This window comes from Roseibium sp. MMSF_3412, from assembly GCF_030733265.1.
In the GTDB taxonomy this organism is placed as follows: domain Bacteria; phylum Pseudomonadota; class Alphaproteobacteria; order Rhizobiales; family Stappiaceae; genus Roseibium.
The window spans coordinates 105016-118267 of the sequence record NZ_JASHJI010000009.1 but is presented as its reverse complement, the minus strand read 5'-3'; the positions used below and the strand labels follow the sequence as shown (position 1 = coordinate 118267).

Sequence of the window (13252 nt, the reverse complement as noted above, 5' to 3'; positions counted from 1 at the left end):
GATGTTTCGTCTGACGGAGTACATGCAGCAGATCACCAATCCGACACCGGTTCGCAGGCGGGCAAGCAATGGACCGGTGAAACCGGTCGTGATCTGGAACCTGACACGCCGCTGCAATCTCAGATGCCGGCATTGCTACACGGTGTCCGCCGATGTCGATTTTCCGGGTGAGCTGACACACGAACAGGCCATGGAAACGCTGGAAGATCTCGGCCGCTTCAAGATCCCCGCCCTGATCCTGTCAGGCGGCGAGCCACTCGACCGGCGCGATCTCTTCGAGATCGCAACGCGCGCACGCAAATTCGTGCGTATGCTTGCGCTCTCGACCAACGGCACAAAACTTAAAGGTGATGCGCTCGACCGCGTCGCGGAGATCGGCTTCGACTATGTCGGCATTTCAATTGACGGCATCGGCGCGACAAATGACTGGTTCCGTGGTGTTGAAGGCGCTTACGAGGCTGCTCTTCGCGGGGTTCGTGAATGCAGGGCCCGGAACATCAAGGTCGGGCTGCGTTTCACACTGACCGAAGGAAACCACAAGCATCTGCCAGATCTTCTGAAACTCTGCGACGACGAGGATGTCGACAAATTCTACCTGTCGCACCTTGTCTATGCCGGGCGCGGTGACAAGAACCGCGGAGAGGATGCGGAACACAAGCGGTCGCGCTGGGCAATGGACCTCTTGCTTGACCGCGCGTGGGCCGGCGTCAGCGGTGGGCGGAAACTCGATATCGTCACCGGCAACAATGACGCCGACGCGGTCTATTTCCTGCACTGGGTGCGCGCAAACTTCAGCAATAAAATCGCTGACCATGTCCGCAACCATTTAGCCGCCTGGGGCGGTAATGCGTCCGGACTCGGCGTCGCCAATATCGATACGCTCGGCAATGTCCATCCGGACACCTACTGGTCCGATTACACGGTCGGCAGCGTGAAGGACAAGCCTTTCTCCGAGCTCTGGTCCGGTGACGATCCCGTGTTGAAACAGCTCAGGACACGGCCGAGGCCCCTGAAAGGCAGGTGCGGCTCCTGCACGGTTAAGGACGTCTGCGGCGGCAACACGCGCATCCGCGCGCTGCAGCTGACGGGCGATCCCTGGGCAGAGGACCCGGCCTGCTATCTCGACGACAACGAGATCGGCCTCATCGGCGACCCGTGCGAACGCCTGGCCGTTACACCCTTCAGAGGAAAACGCCATGACCCGGCTCATCGTTTCGCTTAGCGCTCTTCTGATGACCGTGTCCGCCCCGTTCGCGGATCCGGTTGTGGACTATGCCGAAAACTGCCAGGAATGCCACGGCGTCAATCGCCTCGGCGGCATCGGCCCTGCCCTCATTCCGCAGACACTCGGGCGGATGCGCGGACCCAACCTTGTCTCCGTGATCCGGGACGGCCGCGCGGCAACGCAAATGCCGGCCTTCGGCGACCTCATGAGCGATAGCCGCATTGACGCACTTGCCGCCTTCCTGCAGGAGCCGCTGGTCGATGTCCCGCCTTGGGGGGCTGAAGAGATCATGGCCAGCCGCATTCTCAACGAAGACTATCAGCCGGCGAACAAGCCCGTCTGGTCTTCTGACCCGATGAACATCACGCTTGCCGTCGAAACCGGAGATCACCACGTCAGCGTGCTTGATGGCGACACGTTCGAGACACTTGACCGATTTCCGACTCCTTTCGCGGTGCATGGCGGGCCGAAATTCAGCCCCGAAGGCCGCTACGTCTTCATCATGTCCCGTGACGGCTGGGTCCAGAAATACGACCTCTATGCGCTCAAGGAAGTCGGGCGCATTCGCGCCGGGCTCAACAGCCGCAATATCGCCATGAGCCATGATGGCAAATGGATTGCCGTCGCCAACTATCTGCCAAACACCCTGACAATCCTTGCCGCCGAAAACCTGAGCGTCGCGGCGGTGCAAGAAATCAAGGGCAAGGACGGTACCCCAAGCAGGATCTCCGCGGTCTATCAGGCGCCACCACGCAAGAGCTTTGTTCTGGCGCTGAAGGATGTGCCAGAGATCTGGGAGGTTTTCTACGGCCCCAACCCGCCGCATTACGGCTTTGCCCATGACTGGCGGATAGAAGGCCCTGCCCCGCACACCAAGCCTTTTCCTGTTCGCAAGATCACAACGCCCGACTATCTTGACGATTTCTTTTTCGATCAGAGCTACGAATACGTCATGGGGGCTTCGCGCAGTGGTGCGGGCGGCCAGGTCATCGACCTGGTCATCGGGCAGAAAACCGCTGATCTCGACCTGCCGGGCATGCCGCATCTCGGGTCCGGAATCACCTGGCAACATGGCGACACGACCGTCATGGCGACCCCTCACCTCAAGGACAATGCTGTCTCCGTGATCGACATGCAGACCTGGAAGACGGTGAAACGCATCGAGACGCTGGGGCCGGGTTTTTTCATGCGCAGCCATGAAAACTCGCCCTACGTCTGGGTCGATGTCTTCTTCGGTCCGAACAGGGACGTCATGCATGTGATCGACAAGCAGAGCCTTGAGATCGTGAAAACCCTGCGGCCGGAGAAAGGCGCGACCGTCGCGCATGTCGAGTTCACCCGCAACGGCAGGCATGCCCTCGTCTCCATCTGGGAAGACGAAGGTGCCATGATCGTCTACGACGCGCAAACGCTTGAAGAAATAAGGCGTTTGCCGATGAAGAAACCTTCGGGAAAATACAATGTCTGGAACAAGATCACCTTTTCGGAGGGAACCAGTCACTGAAGCCCTGATCGTTTCGCACGGTCAGCCGTCTAGTCGGATGGCGGGCGAGTCGCAGCTTCAGCAACTGGCACAGCAGATAAAGCTGCGGCTTCCGGGTTGGGATGTCCGGTCCGCCACTCTGGCAACTCCGGGAACATTCGAACGGGAGTTGGCGGCATTTGGCAGCGTCCCGTTTCTTTATCCCGTCTTCATGGCAGACGGCTGGTTTACCAAAAAGGCGTTGCCGGAACGCACAGGTAGCCGTGAGGTCCGGCAGCTCAGCCCTCTCGGTCTTCATCCGATGTTGCCGCACAGGACCGTCAAACTGTTGAAACAGGCGGCAGAGCGACATGGCTGGTCGTTGAATTCCTGTGACGTCATGATTGCGGCACATGGCTCCGAAACCGGCTCGGCCGCAGCTGACTGCGCCCTTTATTTCGCAAAACGCGTGCGCGCCCTGATACCCTTCAAAAAGAAGATCCACACGGGTTTTCTCGCGCAGGAACCGTTTCTTTCAAGGGTTGCGCAGGTGAGCACTCCCCGAACGCTTCTCCTGCCGTTTCTGGCCGGAACCGGATCTCATCTGACGGAGGACATTCCCGATGCCCTCGCCGAAGGTGGTTTCAAGGGCGTGCTGCTCCCGGCTGTCGGAGAGGCTGATTTCATTGCGGAACTCATCGCTCACAGTCTGGGCACTGCCTGGCTGAAAGCGAATAATTTCGACCCGGTCAGCCAACACCGCACCGTGGAACATCAATCTGCCGGTGTGGAGATTGATGCGGAAACGGTCGCTCCGGGCATGACAAATCACGGAATTGAGCGGTGTGACGAGCCCAGTCGCGGCTCTCACAACAGGTTAAGAGTTGTCGCGTCACTGTTGAAAAAACTTCAAAATCTCCAATCCTCTATGAAGAGGCAAGCAGCATGACCGCAACAGACAGCACATGGTCGGTGAAAAAACTCGCCTTGCTGCTTTACCCGTTCACGGCGGCGGCGGTCGCAATCAATCTCTTTCTTCTGGGGCTGATCGGCATTTCACTCGGGTTGCCGGCGATTTCGCCACTAACGGCCATATGGATCAGCATTCCTTTGGGAATTCCCGCCACCTGGTGGGCCGCCAGATGGGTGCGTGGATTGATGGACGAGGCTGACGGGAAGTCGTTTTCGGACTGACGCACGATACCAAAAACCGGTTCGGTAACATCCTGCCATGGCAAGGAGCCGATTTTGACAAACACGCCGACGAAAAGCACCGTATCTGCGCCTGTTGCCTTGTTCGCAATCGTCTTCGGCTTCTTGACAATTCTGTCTGGCGGACTCGTTCTTTTCGGCGGCAACGAGATCACGGAAGCGGCCGGAAACATCGTTCAATTTGTGCTTTGGTTCAATTTCTTCGCCGGTTTCCCATATGTAGCCGCAGGGTTTGGATTGTTGCGAAACCGCCACTGGGCGGTTTGGTTGTCGATCGCTATCCTTGCCTGTTCCGCGACAGTACTGGCTGGCCTGGTTTTGCATATCGCGATGGGGGGCGCCTATGAACTCAGAACACTCGTGGCGATGCTGTTCAGAACGGCCGTCTGGGCCCTGATTGTGCTGACCGCCCGCAGTCGCACATTGCGTCGATGACGACAAAAAAAAAAGCTGTTGTGCAGGAAAAGGTGCCGGTATTGCTATGCGCGGCCCTTTTCCCCTGGTGCTACGCCGACAACCAGGACGTGGACCCATCATCGCGCACGACAAATGCGCGTGCAGGCCGGAAACCTTTCAACGCATGCAGCAGCTGAGTTTCACCGCTGACGAGTGCGGCTGTTGAAAGCGCGTCCGCGAGTGCTGCGCTCGGTGCAACAACACTCGTGGCCGCCAGGCCGGTGTCGACGGGATGTCCGGTTCTTGGATCCAGAATGTGGGAACGCGATCCGTCCGGATCGAATGTCGTTCCTAGGCGTGCCGAGCTTGCAACCGCCGCGTTGGCAAGATGAATTTCCGATCGTGAGCCGGTCAGGAACGGATCTGGGTGAAGCGTGACCGGCCACCCGCTTTCGTCAGGCCCATTCTTTTCGGATGCGGTGCCTCGAGCCGCGATTTCACCGATCTCCACGACCATGTTCACACAGTTTTCCCGCTCCAAAATCGCTGTGACGCGGTCAGTTACAAAACCTTGAGCGATACCGTTGAGTGTCATCGCCATACCGGTCTTCATAAAGCGGATTTCGTCGGGACGGACCCGGACACGGTCGAACCCGACGCAGGCCAACGCCGCTTTGAAGTCGCCAGTCTGATCTCCGGTGGCGAGACGCGCATAATGGCTCCAGAGCGGCTGAACCGTCGGATCAAAAGCGCCTTGCGTAGCGAAGTGTGCGCTTTGCGACAGACTGAGAATCTCCAGCATTTCCAGGGATGGGGCATAAAGTTGCCCGGTGCTGTTCAAGCGGTTCAACTCGCTTTGTGGCTCGTAGAGACTGAATATGCTCTCCAGTCTTCTGATTTCCGCCTCGATCGTGGTGAACAGTCTCCGGGCTCTCCCGGCGTCGTCGTGCAACAGATTGATTTCGGCTTTCGCACCAAGCGCGATCCCGCGCCAGGTGTGAAGCGCAGGTTCAGCACTCGCCTTTTGCAAGGGCAAAACCGTCCCTGCGGCAACCGCCGCGCTGATCGTGATGAAGCGACGGCGGCTCAGTCGTCCAGGTGCAGAAACTGGCTGGTTCATTGCCCCACCCCATCGGCATGATCCGGCTTCAGTTGTGCGTTTGACGAGAGCTCAACCGGCGCCAATACGTAGTCAACAGGGATATCATGGAGGCGAAGGATGCGGCCGCCGTTGGCGGCGGCGAATGCCTTTGCGCCCTCTTCAGTTCCGAACGGTATCGTCTCGGGCGCGCCCATCCCGCCGGTCTGTCTGCTGCCAACGACAAACCAGGCCGCCTCTGCTTCGATCCAGTTTTCAAAACCCGGCTCCTTCCAGCTGCGCGCCACTGCCATGTCGTTGACGTAGATCGCGGCGATGTTTTTGGGTTCTTCCGGGGAATGCATGAAGGCAACCGCATCCCTCACCTGTGTGAACCAGAATGGAAACGGATTTCCGGTGAGATGGATCTGTGCCTTCGGACCGTCGTGCTCAAGGACTGTCATCTGACAGTAGTGCCCCGCGGCCTCGGGTGTCAGGGCAATAGCCGCCGGTTTCACAATCCCAACCTCTTCCTGGCACGCTGCGAGGAGCCCGAGCGCAAGGAGAACAATGAACCTTCGTTTCATGGCGTGATCCTCCGGATGAGTGTGGCCGACGCTGCCAGCGCGGCGCCGGCGAAGACAACCAGCGACACAAGTGCGAATGCAGGATCGAACGGCAATGTTTCCGCAACACCTGCCATGCCTCCAACAAGGTCACTGGCCCCAAGTGCCGCCAGATTGAAGAGCCGAAAAGCATCGGCCGGGTTCAAGAGAACCGCGTAAGGGAAAACCTGCGATGCGAATATGCCTCTCGGATTGGCGACAAGTGCGCCCAAAAGTGCGAGGTCGTAAAGAACAACGAGGAGGAGCCAGGCGGCGATCGCCAATGCAGCGGCCGTTCCCGACTGACGGGTCAGCGCGCTCAGCACGTAACCGAGTGCAAGAAAACAGATGCCGAGGAGCACGGATGTTGCAATCAGCCGTGTGAAGTCTGTCAGCCCGGATAGCGAACCGGTTCCCGATGCCACGAGGACAAGAGCCGTAAGGCCGTAGCCCGCGACTAGAGCAATAGTGAGCACGAACGCATGCCCGATGGCTTTTCCAAACAAGAACTCCGTGCGCGAAATCGGGCAGGAGAAGGTCATGAGCAAGGTGCCGCGCTCGATCTCGCCGCAAACCGCATCAAAGGCGAGCAGAAGCGCGATCAGGGGAACGAGATAAACGGACAGGCTTGCCAGAGAGGCGACAGTGATCGTCAACCTGTCTATTCCAAGTGTTCCCGCCGGCGCGGACCCAAGCAAGGCCAGAGCCAGCGAGAAAACCGCGAGTATCAGTGTGGCCAGCAGGACCCAGCGGTTCCTGATGCCAATCCGGACTTCCTGTTGTGCGATCGTGAGAATTCGGGAGAACATGGCTCATGCCTCCTTTCGCGATGTGTCTGAAAAATGCCGGTACACGTCATCGAGGCTCGGCGCATGTACATCGACATCCTCGACCAGATTGCCGAGCGCACTTATCGCCGAGAGCGTCCGGACCTTCTCGTCCATGCCACAATCCAGCTCCACGGATCGTCCGTTCATTTTTCCTGCCCCGAGATGTTCGGCCACTTCCCGAACCGCCCCCGGTTTCGTCCAGACCTTCAACCTGATCGGAAGGCCGGCCCGGGCTCGCAATGTGCCGAGTTCGTCATCGGCGACGAGTTTCGCCTTTGACAGGATCAGGACCCTGTCTGTCCGGGCTTCCAGTTCCGTCAAGGCGTGAGACGACAGCAGGACGGTCGCGCCCTGATCGGCTATTTCGCCGATCAGTTCGTAGACATTCTGTCTGGAAATCGGATCCAGACCCGTGGTCGGCTCGTCGAGAAGAACCAGCTGAGGCTTTCCGATCAGCGCCTGTGCCAGGCCAAGACGCTGGCGCATGCCTTTCGAATAGGTGTTCACCCGCCGTCTTGCGGCATCGGCAAGACCGACCCTCTCCAGCAACTGAAGGGAACGGGCAACATTCTCGCCCTTCAGGCGCGCATAAAAGCGGATGATTTCCGCGCCGGTCAGAGCGCCGGAAAACGCGACTGACTCGGGTAAGTAAGCTGCTCCCTGCCGGGACACCCTGCTGCCGGGAGAGGACCCGAGAACGGAGATCTCGCCGCCGTCCCGCTTCAGGAAACCCAGGATCATCTTGAACAGCGTGGTTTTCCCGGCACCGTTGTGCCCCAGAAGCGCAACCCGTGTGCCGGGTTCAAGTTCAAACGACACCTGGTCGACGGCGACGTGGCTTTTGAAGCGTTTCGTGACCGAGCGAACAGCAAGGGTAGACCGGGTCATCCCTGAACTCCTGCATTTGGCGTATGGCGAACGGGCGGATGCATCAACGGGGCGTTGTCGACGATCCCGCCCGGCAACAGGGCCGGAAACTGGGACTGCGTCCAACGCAGGAGCTGAACGGCAGGACTGCCGATCAGCAGCTTGGCGGACGGCTGCGTCCACAGAACCTGGTCGACCATGTCGTTAGGCCGGTACGCGGTGTCAGCGAGACCATCGCCATTCATGTCGAATGCAGCGTGGTCGCTCCAGTAGTTGCCGCGCCCGTCCGTGCTCCAGTCGAGCATTCGGCTGCCGACATACTTCACCTGTGTCCTGTTGCGGACGAAGGCATTGCCCTGGAATGTGTTCCTGGCCGATCCCGCCGTGAAATGGATGCCGATCGGACAGCCTTCAAAGTGGTTGTCCGATACGCTGTTCTTGTTGGCGTTGTACATGAAGAGGCACTTCTCACCGCCACCGGACACAAGGTTGCCCGAGATCCTTGCCCGGTTGGCGTAGTTCAGCATGAGGCCGTGGTTGCGATCGCCGATCGAGACATTGTTGCGAACCGTCAGGCGGTCCGAAAACATAAGCGCATATCCAATGTCGTTGCCTTTGGAGACATTGTCCTCGATCACGCCGCTGTTGCCGTGCATGTAGTGGACGGCGAACCGGAGTTCCTCGAAAAGATTGCCGCGGAAGGTGTCCCTATGGCTGGTATTGACGAAGACACCGTCCCGGCCGAAACGGATGGTGTTGAATTCCGCAAGCAGATCCGGTGCATTCCAGACATAGATGCCGTTGCCGCGCTCGTTCCGGCGCAAATCTCGCCGGCCCTCTATGAGATTGTTCGAGACAATGGCGTTGCGCGCGCCGTGAACGTCCACTCCGGTCAGATTGTCGATGATACGGTTGTTTCGAACGACGGCGCCGTGCGCCTTCTTGGTCAGCTTGACGCCGGCATCGAGCGTTTCATGTGAGAGTCCTGACCCGGTCAGGGTCAGCCCCTGGATCGTCGCACCCGGCACGGTCACGGTAATTACGCTCCCCTCGCCGTTGCCGACGATACGGGCCTTGCCGCCACCGTCGAGCGTCACCGGCCTGTCCACCGTCAACGGGCCGGCATGATCGCCTGGCGCAAGCCGGAGGATGTCCCCGGCTTGCGCGTCTTGCAGGATTTGCTGCAACGCGCCCTCCCTGGCCGGAACTGTCCAGTCTGCAGCTGCCAGCGGTCCACAGCCCGCAACAACTGTACAGACCGAAGCGATGCCGCGAGCCAGAATTCGCAGGGCGCATTGCATGTCTCAAGCTCCCCTGGGTTCAACAAACATGCGACCGCGCATCTCCATGTGGAGCGCGTGGCAGAACCATTGGCAATAGAACCAGTGGACGCCCGGCCGTTCGGCGATGAACGTGACCGACGCGGTCGCCTGGGGCCCGACTTCCATCGCGACACCGTAATTCGCGAGGCAGAAACCGTGCGTCAGGTCATCGATATCGTCGATGTTGGTAACATAGACCGTGACCTCGTCGCCCTGCTTCACCGTGAATTTCTCGAGGCTGAATGTTGGCGCGACGGAGTGCATGTAGACGCGCACCTTGTTGCCGTCACGAATGACATCGGCAGCGTATTCGAGGTCGACACCGTCCGCTTCGGCCTGCTTGATGGCATCCACGAAGCTCGGATCGGAGCGGTCCCAGACAATCGCCGGGTTCACCTTCGAGCGATGCACGATAATGCTGTCATGCGGCTCGGCAAAAGTCGGGCCGTCGTGAACCACCGTCATTTCGTCGCCCGATATGTCGATGAGCTGCTCATTCTCCGGTTTCAGCGGACCGACGTTCAAGAAACGGTCCTTGGAGAATTTATTCATCGAAATCAGCCATTTGCCGTCTGCTTCTGCAGTCTCGCCCATAGATGTGGAATTGTGACCCGGCTGATAATGCACATCGACCTTGGATATGATCGGATCAACGGCTTCACCCGCATAGGCCTGAATGGCCTTGTCCATGTTCCATTTCACCACCTGGCTGTCCAGGAACAGCGTCGTGAAACAATTGCCCTTGCCGTCAAACGCGGTGTGGAGCGGCCCGAGGCCCAGTTCCGGTTCACCGACGATTGCCGAGCGCGGGTCGGCATTGTCGTCGAACAGCGCATCAAGTTTGGTGACATCGATGATCGACACTGTCGGAGACAATTTGCCATTGATGACAATGTGCTTCTTGTCCGGCGCAGCGTTGCAGCCATGCGGGCTGTTCGGTATCGGGATGTAGCGCGTGAACTGGGACTTGGCTTCCTTGCGTCCATCGACGACCGGAACACCCTTCATCTCCTGGTAGTTGCCAGCGGCAACGGCTTCTTCGATCGCCTTGATGTTGAAGACGACGCAATGATCCAGTTCGTTTTCAGTCATCTCGGCAAGGTTGGTGCCCATTTCCGAGTTGTAGCTTGTTGAGAACGCATATTTGCCCTGATAGTCCGCGTCCGTGTTGTCCAGGTTGCCGGAAACGATCACCTGCCAGGCAACTTTCATTTCGTCGCCGTCGATGGCGGTGAAGATGCAGGCATACTGATCTGGATCGTCCAGAATGCTGCCATCGTTGACGAGCGGAGCTTCGTGTTCACCGTTGGCAAAGATGTAGCCGGTGCGTGGATACTTTTGCGGGCGCATGCCGTGGATGTCGTGCGCATTTGGGATCTCGATGATCTTGTCGCACTTCATCGTGGTGCAGTTGATGCGCGCAACCCGCGTGTTCGCCTTGTCGTTTGCAAAGATGTAGCGGCCGTCATATGTGCCATCCGTGAAGGACATGTGCGGGTGGTGCAGATCGCCGTTGTCATAGGTGACCTTGCCCTGCGCCGCCAGATAAGCCTTCGTTTCCGGCAGGAGACCTTCCGTGAGAACCTTCAGTGATTCATTGGTCTGGCCCCAACCCGTTGCCGAGCAGCGGTTGAAGACCGGAATACGCATCAGTTCACGCATGGACGGAACGCCCAGAATGCGAACTTCGCCAGTCTGACCAGAGGACCAGAAGCCGTAGTACTCGTCGAGTTCACCCGGCGCCATTTCGAATTTCTGATGATCGCCTTGAGCCAAGGCGGGTTGGGCTCCGGTCACGGCAACAGCACCCATTCCGGCCACGACGGCCGTTTTCGCGGTTCCTCCCAAAAGGTCCCGGCGGGAAACGCCCATATGGTTTTCTTTCTCCTTCATGGCTGATCTCCTTGTTTGCCCTTTGAAGGTTAGACAACCGGCTCCGGCGTGACCGTTTTGGCCGTCGCCTCCGGTTTTCCAAGCCCGGTCTGCTTTTCGAAACGCCGCCTCTTGGCGAGCTTCTTGATGCAAACGGGACATTTCTGATCGTGCTGATAAAGAACCTGGCAATGCAGGCAGTTCAGGCACTCGTTTGGATTGATGTTGCCTTCCGGATGGATGGCCTGGACCATGCACTCCTTGGCGCAGCGGTGGCACGGATTGCCGCAGTCGCGGTAGCGCTTGAGCCAGTCGAACATTCTGAGCCGCGCAGGAATCGCGAGAGCCGCGCCGAGGGGGCACAGATACCGGCAATAAAACCGCTCGATGAAGAGACCGGCTGCCAGCAGGGCCACGGCGAACAGAACAAAGGGCCAGGCGCGCTGGAATTTCAGGATGATCGCAGTCTTGAAAGGCTCGATCTCGGCGTACTGCTCCGCGCCGTCCAGCGAATAAAGCGACAGTCCGAAGAGACCCAGGAAGATCATGTATTTGAGCGGCCAGAGGCGCTCGTGCAGACCCCACGGCATTTCGATCTGCGGGATCCGGACCAGTTTCGCGAGCCTGTTCGTCAACTCCTGGAGTGCACCGAAGGGGCAAAGCCAGCCGCAATATGCCCCGCGGCCCCAGAACAGGAGCGCGGCGGCAACGGAGAACCAAAGCAGGAAGACCAGCGGATCCATCAGGAATGCATCCCAGCTGAACTGGCCGGTCAGCGAGGAAAAGAACGCCATCACGTTGACGACCGAAAGCTGGGCGTTCTCGATCCAGCCAAGCCAGACCAGCGTGAACGTCAGGAACCCGATCCGGAACCAGAACGTGAAACGCTCGTGCCGGGTTACCTGCATCTGGAAGAAGAAAACCAGCGTGAGTACGATGATGGCGGCAGCCAGGATGGCAATATCGGTCTGGCGGTCCTTCCAGATCCGTTGCCAGAGCGGAGCGGCGTCCTCATCACCGGTCAATGACGCGGTGGCAACCGGCAGATCCGTCTGCTGTCCTGATGCCGAAACCGGCACCTCTTTCAGGTAGCTGTCCGGCAACCGGTATCCGAGGTCGAATGTCAGGAACACCTTGTCAATCGGCCCGACGGCACGCTGGACGAGGAGCTGGAGCCGAAAGTCCCTGGCGGGATCAAACCCGATATCGGCGGGAATGACGAAGAGGTCCATCTCGACAAAGGCGGGCGCGCCGTCCGCCGCGATTTCACCAACGCGGGCGTGCTGCTTGTCGAAGAACCGGGCTGAAACGTCGTCCTGGATCATCTGGATCCGGTCGAAGATGCCGCCCCGGACATACCCGGATCCCTTGAAGGAATAGCGCCCCCGCGACATCACGAGGAGCGCGTGCTCGCCGTCCTTCAGGCGTTTCTTGAGATTGGTGTATTCTGCGTCGCCTAGTAGAGAAAGACCGATTGTCGGAACGTCCGCAAGCGCCACATAAAGATCGATGAACGTATCGGTGTCCGGCCCCATTTCCGGGCGTGAAATCGCACGCCGGTCGCCCTGCTGCGCAAATGCGTCATTCACCTGCGCGACGTCCAACGACATTCGGCGCACGGATCCGTCGCCTGTCAGCGTCATCCAGTCAAGAATGTCCTGCCGTCCGGTATCTATCTCTTTCTTCGGCCCCGCCTCGGCGACTTGTGGCGCAAGACCGCCAAGACCGAGCAACCGGGCCACCTTCAAGCCCGCACGGACGATGGAGTCGTCGATCACCATGATGGTCACGGTTGCACCGGAAATGATGTCGAGTTCGTGCGCCGAACCGCCGCTTGCTGCTTCCGCCTTGAGATCGAGCCCGGCGTATCCTTCCGTGACGGCCCTGACCTTTGCCTCCGGTATCCCGATCAAAACGATCGGTTCGGAGTGTTTGACCAAGCGGACACCGGTCACAACCGCGTCCGGATCAACGCCCACAAGTGTATGGATCGGTTTGCCGGAATAGCCGGTGGTGGACACAAAGTCCGACGTCAGGAAAACCCAGCCGACGGTATCTGCCCCCTTGAGGGCCGGCACGACAGGCACGTCGTCTCGAAGCGGCCCGAAACTGTCCGCTCCCGGAACCATGTCTCCGGGCGATACCTTTTCAAGAAAGCGCTCAATTTCCGCGTCCGCCGCGCTGGCCACGGGCGCGGCCGCAATCGCAAGCGTCAAACAGACGGCCAGCCAGACGTATCGGAGTATAAAAGAAAGAGGATGCACGCTGAGCGCTCCCGCAAAGGTCAATCATGACGTTGGAGCGATTTTCGGGTTTCCACCCGGCGAGTGTCTTGACGATAGTCAAGCGCGGAAAAATTTGACCACGAAGTTCATGTTTCGAG

At 59.0% G+C, this 13252-nt stretch carries 12 protein-coding genes; 5 read left to right on the top strand and 7 right to left on the bottom strand.

The annotated features are described in order from the left end of the window. Position 1: 1 nt before the first annotated feature. From nirJ to RBB49_RS16875, 5 genes are all read left to right on the top strand, one after another. Positions 2 to 1222, top strand: a complete 1221-nt coding sequence (gene nirJ / locus RBB49_RS16895; RefSeq protein WP_306144023.1) for a heme d1 biosynthesis radical SAM protein NirJ — start codon at positions 2 to 4, stop codon at positions 1220 to 1222. Next, on the top strand, positions 1197 to 2729 hold the full coding sequence (locus RBB49_RS16890) for a nitrite reductase (RefSeq protein WP_306144022.1): 1533 nt from the start codon (positions 1197 to 1199) through the stop codon (positions 2727 to 2729). The genes nirJ and RBB49_RS16890 overlap by 26 nt, the downstream gene beginning before the upstream one ends. 37 nt (positions 2730 to 2766) lie before the next feature. Beyond that, entirely contained in the window at positions 2767 to 3636 is an 870-nt protein-coding gene (locus RBB49_RS16885; RefSeq protein ID WP_306144021.1) for a CbiX/SirB N-terminal domain-containing protein, read from the top strand. Continuing rightward, complete coding sequence (locus RBB49_RS16880) at positions 3633 to 3881, top strand: hypothetical protein (protein ID WP_306144020.1); 249 nt, start codon at positions 3633 to 3635, stop codon at positions 3879 to 3881. Before RBB49_RS16885 ends, RBB49_RS16880 begins: the two co-directional genes overlap by 4 nt. A gap of 99 nt (positions 3882 to 3980) precedes the next feature. Continuing rightward, a complete protein-coding gene (locus RBB49_RS16875; protein ID WP_306144019.1) occupies positions 3981 to 4334 on the top strand; it encodes a hypothetical protein in 354 nt (117 codons plus the stop codon). 70 nt (positions 4335 to 4404) lie between these two features. Here RBB49_RS16875 and RBB49_RS16870 read toward each other — a convergent pair whose 3' ends face one another. The 7 genes from RBB49_RS16870 to RBB49_RS16840 are packed head-to-tail and all read right to left on the bottom strand — an operon-like array spanning position 4405 to position 13133. Further along, positions 4405 to 5415, bottom strand: coding sequence for an FAD:protein FMN transferase (locus RBB49_RS16870; protein WP_306144018.1), 1011 nt, complete (start codon positions 5413 to 5415; stop codon positions 4405 to 4407). Further along, positions 5412 to 5960 carry a nitrous oxide reductase accessory protein NosL gene (locus RBB49_RS16865; RefSeq protein ID WP_306144017.1) on the bottom strand — a complete coding sequence of 183 codons (549 nt, stop codon included), beginning with the start codon at positions 5958 to 5960 and terminating at the stop codon, positions 5412 to 5414. The genes RBB49_RS16870 and RBB49_RS16865 overlap by 4 nt, the downstream gene beginning before the upstream one ends. Continuing rightward, positions 5957 to 6787, bottom strand: coding sequence for an ABC transporter permease (locus RBB49_RS16860; RefSeq protein WP_306144016.1), 831 nt, complete (start codon positions 6785 to 6787; stop codon positions 5957 to 5959). Before RBB49_RS16860 ends, RBB49_RS16865 begins: the two co-directional genes overlap by 4 nt. A 3-nt stretch (positions 6788 to 6790) precedes the next feature. Then, a complete protein-coding gene (locus tag RBB49_RS16855; protein WP_306144015.1) occupies positions 6791 to 7696 on the bottom strand; it encodes an ABC transporter ATP-binding protein in 906 nt (301 codons plus the stop codon). Continuing rightward, a complete protein-coding gene (locus RBB49_RS16850) occupies positions 7693 to 8976 on the bottom strand; it encodes a nitrous oxide reductase family maturation protein NosD (RefSeq protein ID WP_306144014.1) in 1284 nt (427 codons plus the stop codon). Before RBB49_RS16850 ends, RBB49_RS16855 begins: the two co-directional genes overlap by 4 nt. 3 nt (positions 8977 to 8979) lie before the next feature. Continuing rightward, complete coding sequence (gene nosZ / locus RBB49_RS16845; RefSeq protein ID WP_306144013.1) at positions 8980 to 10890, bottom strand: TAT-dependent nitrous-oxide reductase; 1911 nt, start codon at positions 10888 to 10890, stop codon at positions 8980 to 8982. A gap of 29 nt (positions 10891 to 10919) precedes the next feature. Then, entirely contained in the window at positions 10920 to 13133 is a 2214-nt protein-coding gene (locus tag RBB49_RS16840) for a NosR/NirI family protein (RefSeq protein WP_306144012.1), read from the bottom strand. Positions 13134 to 13252 lie beyond the last annotated feature (119 nt).